Raw genomic sequence first — 19717 nt, forward strand, 5'->3', positions numbered from 1 at the left:
GGCGGGGCCGTCAGGTCATTGCGCCGTCTTCGGCGAAGCTAGTCATACCGCACCGTGGCCTCAATGGGGCGATATCGTTTCTCGATATTTCGACCCACGATTAGCGCGGTCAATCGGACCTTAAAGCTTCGCCCCTAGCTTCCGGTTCACTGGAGAGCGCCTGAATGCCCACCGCCAACGTCCATTTCGAGGTCTTCGTCCGCCGCTATCCGGACTCGAGCTGGGCCCTGAAAACCGCCACCGACGTGCGCGAAACCGCTCTCGACGAGGCCAACGACATCATGCGCCGCGGCCAGGCCGCCGCCGTCAGGGTGATGCGCGAAATCCTGGATCCGGCCACCGGCGAGTTCCAGTCCCTGACCATCCTGTCCCTGGGCGTCCCCGAACAGCGGCGCAAGATCCGCGCGCCGGAGCCCACCGAGCCGCTCTGCGTCTCGCCGCAGGACCTCTACACCTGCCACGCCCGCGAGCGTATCGGCCGTCTGCTCGAGACTTGGCTGGAGCGCCACGAAGCGACTCCCTTCGAACTGCTGCACCGCCCGGACCTCGTCGAGCAGCTGGAGGCCAGCGGCGTCGAGATCGCCCACGCCGTCCAGAAGATCGCCACGCCGGAGGCTCATTCGCGGGGCTCGACCGTCGCGGAGATGACCGCCGTCTTCAAGAGCCTGAGCGAGCGGGCCATCGAGCGGCTGATGCGCGATGCGCGCAAGGGCCTGCCGCAGGTGACGCCGGAGACCTTCGCCAAGACCGCCCAGCACCTCGTCAGAGACCCGGAGGGCGCCTACCGCCTGGGCTGCGCGGTGGCCGCCAGCCTCGCGCCCGGCGAGAGCTGGAGCGAGAAGGTCGGCCTGCTGCTCGACCTCGCCGACAAGGCGCCGGAGCAGGGCGCGGCGCGGACCCTGGCGCTGGCGGTGATCGCCGAGCCGCTGGAGGAGATCGTCCGCCACGAGAAGGGCCTCGACAACGTCGTGGGCGGAAGCCTCGACCTCGGCGGGCGGCTGGCGGCCATGAGCCGGCTGGCCGCCGCCGACGTGGTCGACCAGCTGGTCAAGCTCGAACCCTCCGTCGCCAAGGTCATGCCGGAGCTGTCGGCCCGCGCCAAGCGGCTGGCCAAGTGGCTGAACTGCGAGGATTTCACCGGGGTGCGCGCCGCCATCGGCCAGCGCATCCTGCGCGACCTGGGCGGCCAGCGCCGCCTGCGCCCCACCGACCCGGTGAGCGAGATCGACGTGATCCGCGGCCTGGCCATGGCGCTCACCGCCGCTTCGGGCAAGCTCCTGCCGCTGGATCAGGTGCAGGCCGCCTTCGGGGCGCGCTCCAAGATGCTGGTCGCCCGCGACTTCGTGGAGGTCTACCTCGGCGAGGACAACGAGGTGCAGGACGAGGCTGAGGCGCTGATCTGGCTGACCGAGAACATCATCGGCGCGGCCAACAAGCGCGAGGCGGGCCGTTGGCTCTCCTCGCTGATCTTCAGCCTGCGCTTCGAGCGCGAAAACCGCGAGACGCACCATCCAGCGCCGCGCCTGGCGGGGCTGGCCAAGCTGCAGCGCGCCGTCGCCCGCTGCGGCCTGATCGAGGAGGCTTACCGGCCGATCCAACTCAAGCTGGGCGAGATCGGCGACATGGTCGAAGCCGACGCCCGGCTGGTCGCCTCGACCGCCCAGGCCTCAACCCCGGCGCTCAGCCGCCTCACCGCCCTCTTGAAGATCGCCAGCGGTGAGACCTGCCCGCTCGGCCCCGCCGCCGACCGCGCCCGCGCCGAAGCCCTGAAGCTCGCCCGCGCCCCCGACACCCGCGCCGAACTCACCACGGCGCCGGACCAGGTGGATGCGATCCGCGACCTGCTGAAGCACGCGGCATTGGCGGCCTAGAGCCCCAGCACCGCCCGCAACGCCTCGGCCACTCGCCCGACGTCCGCGTCGGCCATCCCCGGATAGAGCGGCAGGCTCAGGCATCGTGCGTACCAGGCCTCCGCGCCCGGCAGGTCCAGCGCGCCGTACCGCGCGCGGTAATACGGCTGGCGGTGGACGGGGATGTAGTGGACCTGCGTTCCGACCCCGTGTTCGCGCAGGCGCTCGACCACCTCGCGGCGGGTCAGGCCCACGGCTTCGAAATCGATCAGCACGCACATCAGGTGCAGCACCGGGTCGCTCCAGGCGGGCCGCGCGGCGACCTGGACCACCGGCGCGAGGGGCGCGAGGGCCGCGTCATAGGCCTTGGCCAGCGCGCGGCGGCGGGCGGCGAACCTCGGCAGCTTCTTCAGCTGCGAGAGGCCGAGCGCGCAGAGGATGTCCGGCAGGCGGTAGTTGAAGCCGGGCTCCGGCATCTCGTACCACCAGGGATCGGCGCCTTCCGGGCGGACCATGCCGTGGCTGCGCATCGTCCGCAGGCGCTCGGCGAGGGCCGGGTCGTTGGTGGTGACCATGCCGCCCTCGCCGGTGGCGATAGTCTTCACCGGGTGGAACGAGAAGGTGGCCATGGCCGCGTGGCGCACGTCGCCCACCCGCTCAGCCACATTGCCGAAGCTCATGGTCGTGCCGAGCGCGTGCGGCGCGTCCTCCACCAGCACCGCCCCGGCCTCGCCCGCCAGGGCGGCTAGTTCGGGCAGGTTGGCCGCGTCGCCGCGCAGGTGCACCGGCAGGACCGCGCGCAGGCGCCGTTCGCCGACCCGCGTCAGGGCCTCGGCGAGGGTGTCCGGCGTCATCAGGCCGCTTTGCGGATCGACGTCGGCGAACACCACCTCAGCGCCCACGTAACGGGCACAGTTCGCCGTGGCGAGGAATGTGATCGACGGGGCTATCACCGCCTCGCCGGGCCCTATGTCCAGCGCCAGCATGGCGAGGTGCAGGGCCGCGGTGCCGTTGGCGCAGGCCACCGTGTGACGCGCGCCCACCGTCTCGGCGAAGGCGGCCTCGAAGGCGGCGACCATCGGGCCAGTGGTCAGGAAGTCGGCCCGTAACGCTTCGACGACAGCCGCAACGTCGTCGTCCTCAATGGTCTGGCGGCCATAGGGGAGCACCGGGCCCGCCATCCTAGTCGGCCGCACGGCGGCGGCGCTGCGGACCGCCCTCGTTCAGCACCGCCAGCAGGCCCTCGCCGGAGAGCCAGTCGGTGTTGGTGTCGCTGGCGTAGCTGAAGCCCTCGTCCAGCTTGCCGCCGGCCAGGGGATCGCGGCGGTATTCCACGAAGGCCGGTTCGATGGCGTAACGGTCGCCCAGGTCGACGGTGGTGCGGGCGTCGTCGACGCCAATCATCATCTCGTGCAGCTTCTCGCCGGGGCGGATACCCACGACCTTGATCGGCAGGCCCGGCGCCATGGCGGCAGCCAGGTCGGTCATCTTCATCGAAGGGATCTTCGGCACGAAGATTTCGCCGCCATGCATCACGCCCAGGGAGGAGAGCACGAAGTCGACACCCTCGTTGAGGGTGATCCAGAAGCGGGTCATCCGAATGTCGGTGATCGGCAGCTCCGTCGCCCCGCGGGCGATCAGCCGCTGGAAGAGCGGCGCGACGGACCCGCGGCTGCCCACCACATTGCCGTAGCGCACCACCGAGAACCGCGTGCCGATGTCGCCGGAGAGATTGTTGGCCGCCACAAAGGTCTTGTCGGAGGCGAGCTTGGTCGCGCCGTAGAGGTTGACCGGATTGCAGGCCTTGTCGGTGGAGAGCGCCACCACCTGCTTCACCCGGTTGGTCAGGCAGGCCCAGACCACGTTCTCCGCGCCCAGGACGTTGGTGTGTATGCATTCGGAGGGGTTGTACTCGGCGGCCGGCACCTGCTTCAGGGCCGCGGCGTGGATCACCACGTCGACGCCGCGCAGGGCCAGCGTCAGCCGCTCGCGGTCGCGCACGTCGCCCAGGAAGAAGCGCATGGCGCTGAGCTTCTCCGGCCCGAAGCGCTCGGCGAGGTCGATCTGCATCTCGCTCTGCTTCAGCTCGTCGCGCGAATAGACGATCAGCTTGCGCGGCTGGCAGCGGGTCAGCACCGTCTCGATGAAGCGCCGGCCGAAAGAGCCGGTGCCGCCGGTGATCAGGATGACCTTGCCGTCGAGGTCGAGGTTGGTCGGCGCAAATCGGCCCAAGGCGCGCTCCAGGCAGTAGCAGGCGTTCGACCCTTGTCGCAGGCGCGCGTAAAGAAGCCGCTAACCATAAATCGGATAGGTCGGGCCATGCGCCGCCGCGATCTCTTAGCCGTCCTAGCCCTGGCCTCAATCGCTCCCGCGCGAGCCCTCGCCGAGGACAAGAACAAGAAGAAGAAGTCCGGCGGCGAGAACTACATCCCCATCGACCCGATCACCGGCACCACCAACAAGGGCGGCGGCCGGCGCGGCGTGCTGAGCGTCGACTGCGGCCTGCAGATCGACGATCCGAAGCTGCGGGAATACGCCGAACAGTCCATGCCCCGCCTGCGCGCGGCCTACGTCCAGTCGATGCAGACCTACGCCGCGGGCCTGGCCCCGGGCGCCGAGCCCAACATCGACTTCATCGTCCAGGCGCTGCAGCGCCAGACCGACCTGGTGCTGAAACGCCCCGGCGCGAAGCTGCTGATGGGCGCGGTGGTGGTGAACTGATCACATCGCGGAGATGCCGCCGTCGAGCTTCAGCTCGGCGCCGGTCATGAACTTGCTCTCGTCGGAGGCCAGGTAGAGGCAGGCGTTGGCGATGTCGTCCGGCTCGCCGATGTGGCCGAGCGGCACCTGGCGGCCAAGCTTGGCTTCGGCCTCCTCCTTGCCGAACCGCTGGCGCAGCGGGTCGAGGATCGGGGTGTCGATGAAGGTCGGGTGGATCGAGTTGGAGCGGATATCCAGCCCCTGCTTGGCGCAGTGCAGCGCGATGCCCTTGGACAGCAGCCAGACCGCCGCCTTCGAGGCGTTGTAGGACGGCGAGTTGTGGGCCGCGATCAGGCCGGCGATCGAGGAGATGTTGACGATCGAACCCGGCTGATGGGCGCGCATGTACTTCAGCGCATGCTTGGTCCCGAGGAACACCGAGTCGACGTTGACGCTCATCACCGTCTTCCAGTCCTCCAGGGTCAGGCTCTCGATGTCGCCGCCGCGGCTGATGCCGGCGTTGTTGACCAGCACCGAGATGCCGCCCATGGCCTCGTCGGCCTCCTCCAGGGCGAAGACCCATTGCTCCTCCTTGGTGACGTCCAGCGGGAAGGCGAAGGCCGCGCCCTCGCCATGCTCGGCGTTGATCTCGGCGGCCACGGCCTTGGCGCCGTCCAGGTTGATGTCGGCGAGGCTGACCTTCGCGCCCTCGGCCGCCAGCTTGCGCGCCATGGCCGCGCCCAGCCCCTGCGCCCCGCCGGTGATAAAGGCCTTCTTGCCCGCGACCCGTCCTGGCATCTGGATACTCCCGTCTTTTCTGATGTCCGCCCGGCGGCGTCTTCAGACGCCCTCCCGGCCATAATTCTCATGGATGATGCGAGCCTTTGGGTCCGGGCAAGTCAAGGACCGGCCTTTGGCCGGCCGCACCGCGGCGCGCCTTGGAGGCGCGTCCTTGAGTTGCCCGGACCCAAAGGCAAACTGGCCGTCATGAGATTTGAGCCACAGCCTGCCGAATGTTGTTTTCCTAAACCGTCATCCTCCGGTCAGCCGCCAGGCTAATCCGGGGGACCGAAATTAAAGCGCAGGATGGGGCGAGGCCGCTGGGATTCCCCGGATCGCGTCTCCGCGCGACCGGAGGATGACAGCCTGGCCGTCGGCGGGGCTACTTCTTCGGCGGCTTCTTCCCGAACCGCTCGGCCGCGCCTGGTGGAAGTTTCGGCCTGGGCCGTTTCGGTCGCGGCGGATCGACGGCCCCGCACTGCAAGGCCGCCGTGTCGACGAACTTCGCCATCGCCACATCCAGCTCGGTCACCCCGCCCGCATCGTGCGTCGTCAACACGATGTCCACCTTGCTGTAGACGTTACTCCATTCCGGATGGTGGTCGAGCTTCTCGGCCTGCATGGCCACACGGCTCATGAAGCCGAAGGCGCGGCTGAAATCGCCGAACACCACCTGACGCTGGATCGCATCCCGCTCGCCCGGCGCGGCGCTCCACACCGGCAGCTGCTCCAGGACCGACGCCAGCGGTAGCTTCTTCGGCCGGCTCACGCGACCGCCTCCGCGTCGAACGTCAGCCCCGTGGCGTCGGAGAGCTCGGCGAGGGTCTGGTCGACGTCCACCACCTTGATCGCCCGCATGCCGAGCGCGGCGGCCGGCTTGCAGTTGATGCCGAGGTCGTCGAGGTAGACGCAGGCCCCGGGCTCCACGGCCAGCAGCTCGCACATCATCAGGTAGATTCTCGGGTCCGGCTTGCGGACGCCCGCCTTGGAGCTTTCGATGATGGCGTCGAACAGCGGCATCACCTGGCCCATGGCCCCGGCGGCGCGCTGGCCCTCGTCCTGGCCGGGCGAGTGCATGGAGACCACGTTGTTGGTGATGCAGCCCACCTTGAAGCGGGCCTTGCAGGCCTTTAGCGCCGCCACCATCCGCGGCCTGAGCTCCCCCGACAGCAAGGGCAGAACGTCGCGGCCCGCCACCGGATGACCGAGCGCCGTGGATTCTTCCAGGAACTTGGCGTCGAAGCCCGCGGTGTCGATCTCGTTGCGCTCGAACAGGGCCCAGGCGTTGTCGTCCGGATCGGCGGAATTGACCCGTCGGATCAGGTCCTTCGGCAGTCCGTGCGCAGCCTCGAAGCGGTTGAAGGCCTCGAAGGGCGAAGAGGTGAACACCCCGCCGAAATCCCAGATCACCGCCTCGACAGCCATCGTCCGCACATCCTGCTTCACCCTGAGGCGGCGGACGCTAGAGAGGCGGACGCGGACGTGCAAGTAAGGGCGCGATGCGTCCGCTGTTCGACCTCCTGGCCCGCCAGCCCCGGCCCTTCCGCCTGGGCCTGTTCGGGCTGGCCTGCCTGATCCTGCTCTACATCACGCTGGCGCCCGGCAAGGACGTCCCGGGCGTCGGGCTCGTCTGGGACAAGGCCGAGCACGCCACCGCCTGGGCGGTGCTCACCGGCGCGGGCCTCCTGCTCTCGACCCGGCGGCGCTGGGCGATCGGCGTCTTCGCCTTCCTCTTCGGCGCGGCGGTCGAGGTGCTGCAGGCGGTGATGCCCTTCGGCCGCGATGGCGACATCCTCGACCTCACCGCCGACACCGTGGGCGTCGCCGCCGCCTACCTTGTCTGGTTCGGCCTGCGCCGGCTGGGCTGGGTCAGATGACCCCGCGCCACCGGCCCTGGGAGACGGCGGCGGACTTCCAGATCGGCCTTCGGCCCATCCCGCTCGCCGACTGGCTGGAGGGCGGCGAGGCCGATCCCGCGGCGCGCAAGGACCCGCTGTTCGAGACCGTCCGCGGCCTGGTCTGGGCCGAGGCGGAGGGCTCGCGCCCCGCCCAGGCGGAGGCCGGCGAGCTGGTGGACGCCGCGCTTGGGCCCGCGCCCCTACGGCCCGACCTGCCGCCGCTGTACGCCGCGGCACGGCGCACGCCGGACGATCTCTGCCTGATGGAGAAGGACGCCGCTGGCCAGTGGCGACTGACCGCGCTGTCCTTGTCGGCGGGAAGCTTCTTCACCGCCGAGGCGGTGATCGGCCGATCGCTGGGGGAGCTGCACGGCCCGGTGACCGGCTTCGCCGACCGCTTCCTGGTGCGGGTGCAGCGGGTCTTCGAGGGCCTGCGCCCCGAGCTGGCGCTGGAGCGGCGCAACTGGACGGTGCTGAACTCCGACGCCCTGCACACCCCGTCGTCCGCCCCGATCCGGGCGCGCCTCGGCGAGGTCACGCCCCGCGACGCCGGCCAGGGGCTGCATCTGCGGGTGGAGCGCCAGACCCTGCGCCGCCTGCCGCGCACCGGTGGGGCGCTCTTCACCATCCGGGTTTGGCTGGCGCCGCTGGGCAGCCTGGCCGCCGAGCCCGAACGGCTGGCCGCCTTCGCCGCCGCCTGGCGGGCCGCGACGCCAGAGCTGCGCGCCTATAAGCGGTTCGACCTCTACGACGATCTGGTGGAAAGCTTCCTTGCGGACCCTCAACCGGCCTGAGGGCGGAGAGACCATGCCAACCGACCCCCCGACCGAAACCAAGCCCTTCATCTACCTGGCCACGCCCTGCTACGGCGGGGTGCTGACCCTGCAGTTCATGCAGTCGGTGCTGGCCCTGCAGACCGCCTGCCGCGAGCGCGGCGTCGGGCTGGAGATCGACCTGATGGGCGGCGACGCCCTGATCACCCGGGCCCGCTCGCGCCTGGCGGCGCGCTTCCTGGACCGTGCGGAGGCGACCCACATCCTGTTCTGCGACGCCGACATCGGCTTCGCGCCCGGCAACGTCTTCCGCCTGCTGGAGGCCGACAAGGCGGTGATCGCCGCGGTCTGCCCGATGAAATACATCGACTGGGAGCGCACCCGCGCCGCCGCCAGGGCCGGCGCGCCGGACATGATGGCCGCCTCCCTGGGCTATGTGGTGCGCTTCATCCCGACCCCGGACAATTCCGTGCAGGTGGAGGGCGGCATCGCCAAGGTCGCCTATGGCGGCACCGGTTTCCTGATGATCCGCCGCGAGGCCATGCAGTCCATCGTCGACGCCCATCCCGAGCTCGAGGCCAAGATGGGCGACATGGGCGACAAGCTCGCCGACCGGGCGGTCATGGTGTTCGAGACCATGATCGAGCCGGAAACCGGCCAGTACCTGTCGGAGGACTACGCCTTCTGCCGCCGCTGGCGCGACCTGGGCGGCGAGATCTGGGCCGACATGGAGGCGCGGCTGACCCACGTGGGCCCGTCAGCCTACACCGGCAGCCTGATCCAGGCCCTGCAGGTGACCGGCGACGTCCCTAGCGGCGGTGGAGGATGATCTCGTCGGAGGTCCGCTCCACCCGCACCGGGGCGAAGGCCTCCAGCCGGCGCAGCACGTCCGGCTCGCTGTCGGTGACCAGCACGCCCGAGAAACGCAGAGCTCCAACGCGCGCGTCGGCGAGGCGCACCGGGACGCCGAAGCGGCGGGTCAGGTCGGCGGCGACCTCCGACAGCGGCTGGTCGCGGTAGATCAGCTGGCCGCCGGTCCAGGCGAAGGCGGCCGCCGGGTCGGAGACCTTCAGGAGTTGGGCCGGCTGGCCCTGGGTGTGGGTCAACTCCTGGCCGACGGTGACGCGGGTCGGCGCCGCGTTCAGGTCGTCGGCCGGACGCACCTCGACGGTCCCGCGGCGGACGGTCAGGTCCACCAGGTCGGCGCGGTGGCGCAGGTTGAACTCGGTGCCGACCACCCGCACCTGCCGGTCGCCGACCGCGATCAGGAAGGGCCGCTTGGCGTCGTGCGCCACGTCGAACACCGCCTCGGCGTCGGCCATCTCCACCCGCCGCGCCTGGCGCTCCAGCCGCACGGTGATCTTCGAGGCGGCGTTCAGCCGGATGTGGGTGCCGTCGGCCAGGGTGATGTCGCGGGTCTGGCCGGGGGCGGTCTGGTAGATTTGCGGCGTCACGGTCGCGGGCTGCAAGCCCAGGCCAACGGACACGGCGAGACCGGCGGCGACGGCGGCGCTCGCGCCGATCCAGACCCGGCGGCGGGTGGCGGCGCGCCCCACGGCGGGACGGCCTAAGCCGGGCTGCGGCCCCGCGGCGCGGCGGCGCGCAGCCAGCAGCGGCCGGCCGCCCAGCTCCTTGGCCACCGAGGCGTAGTCCAGGTCGACCCAGAGGGATTCCAGCTGTTCGTAGGCCCGCGCATGGGTCGGCGACGATTGCAGCCAGCGCTCAAAGGCCAGCCAGTCGTCACCGGTCGCCGCCTCGCCCTGCAGGCGTGCGAACCAGTGGGCCGCCTCTTCGGCCACCCCGCCGTCCTCGACACTGTCGTCCGACCTAGCCATTCACCTGGCCCACGGGGGCCACATCCCCGTTTTCGATGTGATGACGCCGCCGCCGGCTCTGTTCCTCAGGTAACGTGTTCCGCGGGTCATGGCAGCCTTGCCAGGAGGTGCTTCAGCGCCGCCATCATGTGTTTCTCGACCGCGCTGCGCGAGATGCCAAGGGCTTGCGCGACCTCCGGGTGGCTGAGGCCGTCGAACTTGTGCATGCGGAAGACCCGCTGGGTCTGCGGCGTCAGCTCCTTCAGCGCCTCGGTCAGCAGGCCCAGGCGCTGGCGGGCGGCCACCGCGCTCTCGGCGCTCGGCTCGGCGGAGACCTCGTGGACGCCCAGGCGCACGGTCTGGCTGTCGCGCCAAGCGCCGTCGCGGTGGGCCGTGCGCCGCTCGCCGCGCAGGCGGTCGAGCATCAGGTTGGAGCCGAGGCGGTAGAGGTAGGCCAACGGGTTCTGAATCTCGCCCGCGGGCTCCAGGCCGGAGAGCCGCACATAGATGTCCTGCACCAAATCCTCGGCGGCCGCGGCCGAGCGCAGGCGCACGGTGAAGAATCGGACGAGGTCGGCGCGGCGCGCCAGGTAGACCGCGATCAGCACAGCGCGTTCATCCTCGCGCCCGCCGCCGTTCCGTCCGCTGTCGTCCGCCAAGTCCACGCGCTTTGTCGCCCACCGCCAACAGATTTCATACATGACACAGCCGGCGGCGGCGACATGCTCTGTGGGCGGCGCGCCATTGCGACGCGGCCCATGGCGCCGAGGGCGGTTCCCAGGCCGGAAGGCTGCGGCTATGAGGGCGCATGAGCGCCGACACCGGGGGCCCCTTGCGTCACGACCCAGCTCGCCCCGCACCTTCGCTGGAGCTGGGCGTCATTGTGCCCACCTTCAAGGAAGCCCCCAACGTGGGGCCCCTGCTGGCCAAGCTGGAGGCGGCGCTCGAGGGCGTGGTCTGGCAGGCGATCTTCGTCGATGACGACAGCCCCGACGGAACCGCGGCCGTGGTCAAGGCGATCGCCGCTGTCGATCCGCGGGTGATCTGCCTGCACCGCATCGGCCGCCGTGGCCTGGCGGGCGCGGTGATCGAGGGCGCGCTGGCCAGCGCCGCGCCCTTCGTGGCGGTGATCGACGGCGACCTGCAGCACGACGAGACCTTGCTGCCGCAGATGCTGAAGGCCCTGCAGGAGGACCGCGCCGACGTGGTGGTGGGCAGCCGCTACCTCGGCGTGGCCGGGGCTGACGCCTCGGCCCTGGGCGCCCGGCGCGAGGCCGGCAGCCGGCTCGCCAACTGGCTGGGCCAGCGGGTGCTGCGCGCGCCGGTGACCGATCCGATGAGCGGCTTCTTCATGATCCGCCGCGAACTGGTGGAGACGGTGGCCCCGGAACTGGCCACCTCCGGCTTCAAGGTGCTGTTCGACATCCTGGCTTCGCAGAAGACCCCGCCGCGCTATCTGGAGCTGCCCTATGAGTTCCGCGTCCGCAACGCCGGCGAGTCCAAGCTCGATAACGGCGTGGTGGTGCAGTACCTGGGCCTTCTGGCCGCCAAGCTCAGCCGCGACCTGATCTCGCCGCGCTTCATCATGTTCGCCCTGGTCGGTGCGAGCGGCGTGGTGGTCAACCTGGTGATCTTGCGCCTCCTGCTGCACATCGGTTTCGCCGCGGCCCAGCTGGTGGCGGCGCTCGGGGCCATGACCTCCAACTATCTGATCAACAACGCCGTCACTTACCGCGACCGCCGCAAGCGCGGCCTGGCGCTGGTCACCGGCTACCTCAAGTTCGTCATGCTGTGCAGCGTGCCGCTCGCCGCCAACGTCGCGGTGGCGACCATGGTCTATGAGCGCGGCCCGTCCTGGTGGGTGGCCGGTGTCGCCGGCGCGATCGTCGCCGCCGTCTGGAACTATGTGACGACCTCCCGAGCCGTCTGGTGACCGCGACCGAGGCTGGCCCTGCCCTGGACGCGGGCTCGGGGCGCGCGTCCCGCCGGGCCGTCCTTTGGCTGGCGCTCGGTCTGACGGGGCTGCGGCTGATCGCGGCGGCCAACATCCACCTCACCGAGGACGAGGCCTACTACCGCTTCTGGGCCCAGCACCTGCAGCTGGGTTACCTCGACCATCCGCCGATGATCGGCTGGTGGATCCGCGCCGGCATGAGCCTGTTCGGCGACACGCCGCTGGGTGTGCGGCTGCTGCCGGCCCTGAGCTGCGGCCTCAACACCTGGCTGATCGGCGACCTGGCGATCCGGCTCGGCGCGGCCCCACGCACCGCTTTCCGCGCCGCGCTCTGGTACAACGCCACCCTGACGGTTTGCCTGGGCGGCATGCTGGCGATCCCGGATTCGCCGGCCAGCTTGTTTTGGACGCTCACGCTCTGGGCGCTCGCCCGGTTCTGGGAGCATCGCCGCCCCGGTTGGTGGCTGGCGGCGGGCGTGGCCGCCGGCCTGGCGGTGATGTCGAAGTACTCCGGCCTGTTCCTGGCCCCGGGCGTGCTGCTCTGGCTGCTCTTGATCCCGCGCGGCGCGGCCGAGCTGCGCAAGCCCGGGCCGTGGATCGCCGGGCTGCTGGCCGTCGCGGTGTTCGCCGCCAACCTGGTCTGGAACGCCCAGCACCAATGGATCACCGTCATCAAGCAGTTCAGCCGCATCGCCCCGCACGGGATCACCGCGGCCTACATCAGCGAGCTGATCGCGGCCCAGGTCCTGCTGTTCACCCCGCTGCTGGCGGTCTACGCCGTACTGGGCGTCCGCCAGGGCTGGCGCGAGCGCGGTCAGGCCCAGGCGGTGCAGCTCATGCTGCCGATCGCCACCTCCGCGCCCTTCGCCGCCTACCTTCTGGCGCACAGCCTGCACGACCGGGTGCAGGGGCACTGGCCGGCGCCGATCTTTGGCGCGCTGGCGATCTGCGCGGCGGTGGCGGCCGAACCGCTGGGCGCGACGCCGCGCCAGCGCCTGGTGCGCCGCGCGGCCCCGGCGCTGGGCTTCGCCGTGGCCGCCGTGGCCTTTTCCCTGATGGCGCTGCCGACGCCGAGCCCGCTCGGCCGCCTCGACCCGACCCTGCCGCTGCGCGGCTGGACCGGGTTCGCCAACGACGTCGAACGCCTGCGCGCCCAGACTGGCGCGGCCTGGGTTGGGACGCTGAGCTATGGGGTCTACGCCCAGCTACAGGACGAGGGCCGCATCACCAGCCCGCTGCTGGAGCTCGTCGAGCGGGACCGCTATTGGGCCGACGATCCCGGCCGGCCGGATTTCACGCGCCAGGGGCTGGTCGTCGACCTCGGCCGGCGGATGAAGGTGGAGGACGTGCAGCGCTGCTTCCTGCAGGTCACGCCGGTGGGCGAGGTCAAGCGGGCCGGCGGGCCGGCCCACAACCAGCGCTATGCGGCCTATCTCGTCTCCGGCCCCAAGCGCGACGTATGGATCCGCGGCTGCCCGGACCAGATCGCCCCCGGAGTTTGGCGCTGAGGCCTAGAAACTGTGGGCCACGCCGAAGCCCAGGGTGCGCGGCCGCAGCGGCGTCGCCTGGGTGGCGCGGGCGCGGCTGAAGGGGTTGCCGAAGGCGAAGGTGTTGCCCCGTTCGTCGGCGACATTGTCCAGATAGAGCGTGGCCCGCCAGGCCTGGGCGCGCAGGGTCCCGGCCAGCCGCCCCGAGGCGTAGCCGCCCATGGCGTTGTCCACCCCGCCGTCGAAGGTCAGGTAGGAGCGGCCCACATAGACCGCCTGGGCCGACGCCTCCGCCTGATAGGGGCCGATCCGCCAGCGGTAGCGCAGGTCGGCCCCGCCCATGTCGTAGGGCACGCCGGGCAGGCCGATGTCGCGCCGGGCGGGAAAGACGTCGCCGGCGCGGGTGATCTTCGGGTCCTCGATCAGCATGTTGATGCGGACCAGCAGGTGATCGTCCGGCCGCCAAACCGCCTCGCCTTCCACCCCGGTGTTGGAGCCGTCGCCGATGTTGACGGTGAGCGGCAGGCCGGACGCCAGCCGCTGGTCGGTCTGCAAACCGTCCCAGTCGGCGTGGAACACCGCGCCGCGCAACATCAGGCGGTGGTCGAACACCGGCAGGGTCGCGCCGATCTCGTAGCTCCACAGGTGATCGGGCTTGAACTGCGGCGACACCGCCTCGGTGGTCGGGCCGCCCGCCGCCGCCGGGATGTTGAAGCCGCCGGCGCGGTAGCCCTCCTGCACCTGGCCGTAAATCACCAGCTCGGCGGCGGCCGCGTAGCTCACCCGGAACTTCGGGGCCACGCCCTGGTCGGTGAGGCCTTCGCGCAGGGCTGGAATCGGGGCTTCGGCGATGTCGAAGTCGTCGGCGCGGGTGTCCACGCGGGTGACGAACCAGCGGGCGCCCAGGGTCGCGGTGAGACGCGAGGAGATGTCGTAGGCGACCTCGCCATAGAGCGCGCCCTCCGCCAGGCTGTCGCGGCGGCGGTAGATCGAGCGCGTCGGCCCCACCGGATTGACGTCCACCAGGAAGGCCTGATCCACCTCGTCGGTGTAAGAGAGGAAGCCGCCGGCCAGCCAGCGCCAGCGCCCCGGCATGTTGGAGGACAGCAAGCCTTCGGTCGTGAACAGCCGGATGTGGCTGTCCTCGTCGAAGGCGCCGCCGGTGGTCGAACCGCCGGCCGCGCGGAAGGCGCCGGTGGCGTCGTAGCGGGTCTCGAGCGCGTGGTCGATATAGGCGCTCGAGACCTTCAGGTCGGCTATTCCGCCCTGATGCGAGGCGGTGACGGTCAGCTCCGAGAAATCGTCGGCGTAGGGTTCCCGCACGGCGGCGTCGCGGCTAAGCGGCCCATCGCCGCCCTGGGTGTACTGGCTGTCCGAGGCGGCGATCTTCTGTTGGACGAAGCCGCTCTCGACGGTCCAACCGTCCGGCAGGTCGGCCAGGGCCGCGATCCGCCCGCCGGTGCGGCGGGTGTAGTTGACGTTCTTCAGCCCCAGCACGGGGTTGTCGATGTAGCCGCCGCTCTCGTCGTTGTAGAGCACCGCGCGCACCGCCGCCTTGCCGTCGGCCAGCGGCAGGTTGGCCATGGCCTCGAACCCGTCGGAGGGCCCTCCACGCTGGGTGAGCGCCCCGTCGACCGCGACGTCGCCATAGGCGGCGGAAACGTCCGGCTTGGCGGTGACGATGCGCACGATGCCGCCCATGGAGCCCGAGCCGTAGAGCGTGCCCTGCGGCCCGCGCAGCACCTCCACCCGGTCGACGTCGGCCAGCCGCAGGTCTGGGTCGGGCGCGTTGTAGGTGATCGGCGTGTCGTCGAGGTAGAGTCCCACCGTCGACTGGGTCTTGCCGGTGAAGGAGCCGTCGGAGAGCCCGCGCACGAACAGCTTGTCGCGGCCGGAGCCCAGGTTGGTGACGGCGACGCTGACCACCTGGCCGACGATGGCGTCGAAACTCTTACCGCCCAGGGCGTCGAGGTCGTCGGCCGACAGCACGCTGATCGCCGTGGCGCTGTGGGCCAGCAGTTCCGGCCGCTTTTCGGCGGTGACCACCAGCTCGTCCAGCTTGGGCGCGTCGCCGGGGGGGGCGGCCTCGCTGTGCTTGGGCGGCGCGGCCTCGGCGACCATGGGGCGGGCCACGATGCGGAAGCTGGTGGCGTCCAGGGCCTCGAAGCCGCAGCCGGGGGGCAAAAGAGCCTCCAGCGCCTTGGCCGGCGTCAGCGTCGCCGACACCGCCCGCGAGCGGCCCGTGCAGCCGTGCGCCGGCAGGCCGCCCACCGAGACGCCGCCTTGCACCGCGAAGCGAACGAGGGCAGCTTCCAGGGGTTCTGAGGGGAGACGGAAAATCCGCGCTTCGGCAGGCCTTACCTGGGCGGCCTGGGCGACGTCCGCCGCCCCGCCCGCGGCCAGAATCGCAAGGCCGCAAGCTGTCGCTGCGGCCAACCGGCGCCTTGCATTCGCCGTCGTGAGGTGGTTGTCCGTACGCGACGTCATTTCCGACGTGGGCCCCCCGGGGCAAGGCGACCAGATCAATGCGTAGAAGTCCACTGGCCTTGCTCGATCCCCACGGCGACAGAACGCCCGCCGATGCATTGGCTATCGCCGAAGCCCGCGACGCCTGCCGCGCGAATTTCGCGCGCAGCCTGGCCGAGGCCTCCGCCGAGGACCAACCCTACCGCCACTGGATGCTGCGCGACGTCCTGCCGGCGGACATGGCCGCGACCCTGGACGCCCTGCCCTTTCCCGCGCCGGCCCTGAACGGCGTATCCGGCTCGCGCGAAATCCACAACAACACCCGCCGCTATATCGACGGCGAGGCGATCGCCGGCCACACCACCTGCGCGGCCCTGGCCGAGGCGTTCCAGCACCCGGACACGGTGGCGGCGGTGGAAGAGGTCACCGGCGCGCGCCTCGACGGCTGCTGCCTGCGCATCGAGTACGCCCAGGACACCGACGGCTTCTGGCTGCAGCCGCACACCGACCTGGGGGTCAAGAAGTTCACCCTGCTCTACTATCTGGGTCCGGACGGCGCGCCAGACCTGGGCACCGACGTCTACCGCGACGCCAAGACCTGGTCGCACCGCGCGCCCTTCGAGCCCGGGGCGGCGCTGGCCTTCGTGCCCTCGGACCGCACCTGGCACGGCTTCGAGCCGCGGCCGATCCCGGTGGTGCGCAAGTCGCTGATCGTGAACTATGTCACCGAGGAGTGGCGGGCCCGCGAGCAGCTTTCCTATCCCGACACGCCGGTGAGCGGCCGCCGCTAGCGGCGGCCGCTCCAAACCCGCCCCGCGATCAGGCCGCGGCCGGCAGGGTGACGACGGCTGTCGTTCCGCCCGGCCGCGACTGCAGCTCCACGTCGCCCCCATGTGCGCGGGCCGTGGAACGGGCGATCGGCAGGCCCAGGCCCACCCCGCCGTTGTCGAGGTTGCGCGAAGCGTCGGTGCGGTAGAAGGGCTGGAAGACGCGGCCGAGCTCGTCCGGAGACAGGCCCGGGCCGGCGTCGACGATCTCCACCACCGCGGCGGGACCATCCCGGCGCACGTTGATCCGCGCCTCGCCGCCGTATTTCAGCGCATTGTCCACCAGGTTGGAGAACAGCCGCTGCAGGGCGACCGGGTCGCCGTCGACGGTGACGGGGGCCGCGGCCTCGTCGATCTCCACCTGGCCGCCGACCATCGCCGCATCGTCGGCGACGCATTCGATCAGGGACAGCAGGTCCAGTTTCTCCCGTCGCCGCGGCTGGCCCTCGTCGCGGATGAAGGCCAGCACGCCGCCGATCATCTGCTCCATCTGGTCGACGTCGGAGAGCACCGAGGCCTTTAAGCCCGCCGGCGCGGCCTCCAGCTTGAAGCGGATGCGCGCCAGCGGCGTGCGCAGGTCGTGGGAGATCGCCCCCACCATGGCCGTGCGGTCGTTGATGTAGCGCTTCAGCCGTTCCTGCATCTCGTTGAAGGCGTGAGCAGCGGCCCCGATCTCGGCGGGCCCCTTCAAGGTCATCTGCGGGGCGTGCGGATCGCGGCCCAGGGTCTCGGCGGCTTCGGCGAAGCGGCGCAGCGGCGCGGAAATCCGCCGCGAGAACAGATAGCCCGCCGAGGCCACCAGCAGGAAACCGCCCAGGAGCCAGGCCAGCGCCTGCATCTGCCAGGCGGAAGGGAACGGCTCAGGCGTCGAGCGGATCACGGTCCAGGTTCCATCGGCCTGCTGCAGGGCTGCGGAGAAGTCGCCGAAGATCGGCAGCTCGGGCCCGCCGAAGAAGCGGCGCCGGCCGGCCATGCGCATCCAGGGCCGCAGCTCGCCGCCGCCGCGGAAGGCGTAGGCCGGGGCGGCCAGGTTCGGCACGGGCTCCTGCTCCGGGGGCGGCCGCGCCAGGTCGGACGCCGAGAACGGCCCGGCGGCCTGGTCGCGGTCATTCTCGAAGGGCGAGGCGCCCATCGGCCCGCCGCGGTCCGGGCCCCGGGGCGGCGGCTCGCCCGTCACCACCCGGCGCAGGCGCCAGAGCGGCGAGGCGTTCTGCTCCTCCAGCCGCACCTTCTCCTCCGGCTCGCCCAGGGTGCGGGCGAGCGCGGCCAGGGTGCGTTCATGCTCGCGGTGCGGCGAGACCAGTTCCGGCGGCAGGGCCTTGGCGGTGCTGCGGGCCAGGGGGCGGCCGAACCGGGTCTTCAGCGGCCCGCCGCGCAGGGCCGCGGCGACCTCGGCCACCCGGTAGACCGGCGGCCGGGGCGGCGGCATGAACAGGATGATCCCGAAGCTGATCGCCTGGGCGACCAGCAGGCTGACCAGCAGGAGGCCGACGAGCTGCAGGCTGATCGGCGCCCGCGGGCGGGACGGCCGTTCCGCGGGGGCCATGGCTAGACCCTAGCCGGCCGGCTCACGCGCGGGTGACCTTGGCGTCGAACAGATAGCCCGCGCCGCGGTAGGTCTTGATGATCTCGCCCTCGACGCAGGCGTGCAGCTTGCGGCGCAGGCGGCTGATCTGCACGTCGACCGCCCGGTCGAACACCTCGGTCTGCGAGCCGCGGGCCTGCTCCAGCAGCTGGTCGCGCGACAGGATGCGCTGCGGGTTCTCCAGGAAGACGCTGAGCAGGGAGAACTCCCCGCCGGTGAGCAGGATGGTGGTGCCGTTGGGGGCGCGCAGCTGGCGGCGCAGGGTGTCCACTACGAAACCCTGGAAATGGTAGGTCTTGCCGCGCCGGGGGGCGCCGCCGCGCACCTCGTCCAGGCGGCGGAAGACGGCGCGGACCCGGGCCAGCAGCTCCCGCGGGCTGCAGGGCTTGGGCAGGTAGTCGTCGGCGCCCAGCTCCAGGCCCAGCACCCGGTCGACCTCGTCGCCCATGGCGCTGACCATGACGATGGCCGGGCCGCCGGTCTCCGACAGCCGCCGGCAGATCGACAGGCCGTCTTCACCCGGCAGCATGACGTCAAGCACGATCAGGTCGATGGGCGCCGCGGCCAGGGCCGCCTCCATCGAGGGCCCGTCGTGGGCGGCGTGCAGCTGGTAGCCGTGCTCCTGCAGATAGCCCACCACCTGCTCGCGGAGCTGGCTGTCGTCGTCGACGACCAGGATGTGACGGGCGGGAAGGACGCTCGCTTGGGTGTTCATGGCATATCCTCCCCATGGGCTGGCGGGTTCCGGCCTATGGCCAAAGGATTGTGGCGCCGCGACAACGGCGACGCCACATTCCTCTATTGGGCCTCAGCCGAGCCTATTCGTCGCGGGGGCCGCCAGGAGGCGGGCCGCCCCCCGGGCCACGACCGCCGAAGCCGTGGCCGCCGAACCCGTGATGGCCCCAGCCGCCACGGCCATAGCCGTGGCCCTGGACCCGCTGCAGGGCGTCGAACACCTGCTTCTGGTCGGGGCTGAGCGCGTTGTAGAAGGTCCGCAGGGCCTCGGCGTGGCGTTGGCGCATGCCGGACATCTCCGCCTCGCGCCGCGCCTCCATGTCCAGGCGCTGGGCGGTGGTCATCGGCGCAGCCCCCGGGCCGGCTCCAGGAGCCCCCGGCGGGCCATGGCGGCCGCCCGGCTTGCCGGCGCCGTCGGGGCGATGGTGCGACTGCAGGAAGGCGGTGAGCGCCGGCTCCTGGTCGGGACGCAGGCGCAGGATGGTGCGCAGGTCCTGGGCCCGCTGCTTTTCATGCGCCTCGCGCATGGCCTGCATGCGGGCATGCATGTCGCCGGCCGCCGCCGGACGTGGGCCGCGCTGGCCGTCCTGGGCCCAGGCGGCGGGGGTCGCGAGCGTGGCGGCGCCGAGCACGGCGAGGGCGGAAAGGGCGGCGTAGCGGGTAGCGCGTCTCATGGAAGGGTCGTCTCCGGTTTTCGTCCCGGGCTTGATGCCACGGCCCTGCGCCAGGGGAATTTCGGCCCGTGAGACGCCTGCGACATGGCCTGGACACAGTAAGGCGAAGGCTGGGTAAGCAGCCGGACGGACACGGCCGGAGCCGCAAGGGCCCCGGCCGCGCCGCGGCAAGCT

18 protein-coding genes and 1 pseudogene are annotated in these 19717 nt (G+C 71.1%); 8 read left to right on the forward strand and 11 right to left on the reverse strand.

All coding sequences use genetic code 11. The annotated features are described in order from the left end of the window. Positions 1 to 164: 164 nt before the first annotated feature. A complete protein-coding gene (locus tag E8A49_RS21815) occupies positions 165 to 1871 on the forward strand; it encodes a hypothetical protein (RefSeq protein WP_293386408.1) in 1707 nt (568 codons plus the stop codon). On the opposite strand, the gene pseC is transcribed toward E8A49_RS21815, so the two are convergent. Then, complete coding sequence (pseC, locus tag E8A49_RS21820; protein WP_293386409.1) at positions 1868 to 3031, reverse strand: UDP-4-amino-4,6-dideoxy-N-acetyl-beta-L-altrosamine transaminase; 1164 nt, start codon at positions 3029 to 3031, stop codon at positions 1868 to 1870. The two genes, E8A49_RS21815 and pseC, sit on opposite strands and share 4 nt — an antisense overlap. A 1-nt stretch (position 3032) precedes the next feature. Then, entirely contained in the window at positions 3033 to 4082 is a 1050-nt protein-coding gene (pseB, locus tag E8A49_RS21825) for a UDP-N-acetylglucosamine 4,6-dehydratase (inverting) (protein WP_293386410.1), read from the reverse strand. 87 nt (positions 4083 to 4169) lie between these two features. On the opposite strand from pseB, the gene E8A49_RS21830 reads away from it, so the two are divergent. Further along, positions 4170 to 4571, forward strand: a complete 402-nt coding sequence (locus E8A49_RS21830) for a hypothetical protein (RefSeq protein WP_293386411.1) — start codon at positions 4170 to 4172, stop codon at positions 4569 to 4571. On the opposite strand, the gene E8A49_RS21835 is transcribed toward E8A49_RS21830, so the two are convergent. The 3 genes and pseudogenes from E8A49_RS21835 to E8A49_RS21845 form a co-directional block, all read right to left on the reverse strand. Next, positions 4572 to 5348, reverse strand: a complete 777-nt coding sequence (locus E8A49_RS21835; RefSeq protein ID WP_293386412.1) for an SDR family oxidoreductase — start codon at positions 5346 to 5348, stop codon at positions 4572 to 4574. It lies immediately after the preceding gene. A gap of 466 nt (positions 5349 to 5814) precedes the next feature. Further along, positions 5815 to 6099 (reverse strand): annotated as a pseudogene (locus E8A49_RS21840) (4a-hydroxytetrahydrobiopterin dehydratase); the annotation flags it as partial. Then, complete coding sequence (locus E8A49_RS21845) at positions 6096 to 6755, reverse strand: HAD-IA family hydrolase (protein ID WP_293386536.1); 660 nt, start codon at positions 6753 to 6755, stop codon at positions 6096 to 6098. The gene E8A49_RS21845 and the pseudogene E8A49_RS21840, both read right to left, overlap by 4 nt. Before the next feature lie 74 nt (positions 6756 to 6829). On the opposite strand from E8A49_RS21845, the gene E8A49_RS21850 reads away from it, so the two are divergent. The 3 genes from E8A49_RS21850 to E8A49_RS21860 are packed head-to-tail and all read left to right on the forward strand — an operon-like array spanning position 6830 to position 8830. Then, positions 6830 to 7207, forward strand: a complete 378-nt coding sequence (locus E8A49_RS21850; RefSeq protein ID WP_293386413.1) for a VanZ family protein — start codon at positions 6830 to 6832, stop codon at positions 7205 to 7207. Next, positions 7204 to 8022 (forward strand): heme-dependent oxidative N-demethylase subunit alpha family protein, encoded by an 819-nt coding sequence (locus E8A49_RS21855; protein WP_293386414.1) that lies wholly within the window; start codon positions 7204 to 7206, stop codon positions 8020 to 8022. The genes E8A49_RS21850 and E8A49_RS21855 overlap by 4 nt, the downstream gene beginning before the upstream one ends. A gap of 13 nt (positions 8023 to 8035) precedes the next feature. Beyond that, positions 8036 to 8830 (forward strand): hypothetical protein, encoded by a 795-nt coding sequence (locus E8A49_RS21860; protein ID WP_293386415.1) that lies wholly within the window; start codon positions 8036 to 8038, stop codon positions 8828 to 8830. Here E8A49_RS21860 and E8A49_RS21865 read toward each other — a convergent pair. After that, positions 8811 to 9836, reverse strand: a complete 1026-nt coding sequence (locus tag E8A49_RS21865; protein WP_293386416.1) for a FecR domain-containing protein — start codon at positions 9834 to 9836, stop codon at positions 8811 to 8813. The genes E8A49_RS21860 and E8A49_RS21865 overlap by 20 nt on opposite strands. Positions 9837 to 9922: 86 nt before the next feature. Beyond that, positions 9923 to 10474, reverse strand: a complete 552-nt coding sequence (locus E8A49_RS21870; protein WP_293386417.1) for a sigma-70 family RNA polymerase sigma factor — start codon at positions 10472 to 10474, stop codon at positions 9923 to 9925. Positions 10475 to 10623: 149 nt separating this feature from the next. On the opposite strand from E8A49_RS21870, the gene E8A49_RS21875 reads away from it, so the two are divergent. Beyond that, positions 10624 to 11748 (forward strand): glycosyltransferase family 2 protein, encoded by a 1125-nt coding sequence (locus E8A49_RS21875; RefSeq protein WP_293386418.1) that lies wholly within the window; start codon positions 10624 to 10626, stop codon positions 11746 to 11748. Further along, positions 11745 to 13277 (forward strand): glycosyltransferase family 39 protein, encoded by a 1533-nt coding sequence (locus tag E8A49_RS21880; protein WP_293386419.1) that lies wholly within the window; start codon positions 11745 to 11747, stop codon positions 13275 to 13277. Before E8A49_RS21875 ends, E8A49_RS21880 begins: the two co-directional genes overlap by 4 nt. Positions 13278 to 13280: 3 nt before the next feature. Here the strand turns inward: E8A49_RS21880 and E8A49_RS21885 are convergent, their stop codons facing one another. Next, a complete protein-coding gene (locus E8A49_RS21885; protein WP_293386420.1) occupies positions 13281 to 15527 on the reverse strand; it encodes a TonB-dependent receptor in 2247 nt (748 codons plus the stop codon). Between the two features lie 254 nt (positions 15528 to 15781). Here E8A49_RS21885 and E8A49_RS21890 point away from each other — a divergent pair, with 254 nt between their 5' ends. Further along, positions 15782 to 16513 carry a hypothetical protein gene (locus E8A49_RS21890; protein WP_293386421.1) on the forward strand — a complete coding sequence of 244 codons (732 nt, stop codon included), beginning with the start codon at positions 15782 to 15784 and terminating at the stop codon, positions 16511 to 16513. Between the two features lie 28 nt (positions 16514 to 16541). Here the strand turns inward: E8A49_RS21890 and E8A49_RS21895 are convergent, their stop codons facing one another. The 3 genes from E8A49_RS21895 to E8A49_RS21905 all read right to left on the reverse strand — a co-directional run bounded on the left by E8A49_RS21895 (position 16542) and on the right by E8A49_RS21905 (position 19543). Continuing rightward, the gene (locus E8A49_RS21895; protein WP_293386422.1) at positions 16542 to 18095 is read right to left on the reverse strand and encodes an ATP-binding protein; all 1554 of its coding nucleotides are present in this window, start codon (positions 18093 to 18095) and stop codon (positions 16542 to 16544) included. Positions 18096 to 18117: 22 nt separating this feature from the next. After that, positions 18118 to 18849 carry a response regulator gene (locus E8A49_RS21900; RefSeq protein ID WP_293386423.1) on the reverse strand — a complete coding sequence of 244 codons (732 nt, stop codon included), beginning with the start codon at positions 18847 to 18849 and terminating at the stop codon, positions 18118 to 18120. A 103-nt stretch (positions 18850 to 18952) separates the two neighbouring features. Next, positions 18953 to 19543 (reverse strand): Spy/CpxP family protein refolding chaperone, encoded by a 591-nt coding sequence (locus tag E8A49_RS21905; protein ID WP_293386424.1) that lies wholly within the window; start codon positions 19541 to 19543, stop codon positions 18953 to 18955. Positions 19544 to 19717: the final 174 nt, after the last annotated feature.

The sequence above is a fragment of the Phenylobacterium sp. genome, from assembly GCF_004799515.1.
In the GTDB taxonomy this organism is placed as follows: Bacteria; Pseudomonadota; Alphaproteobacteria; order Caulobacterales; family Caulobacteraceae; genus Phenylobacterium.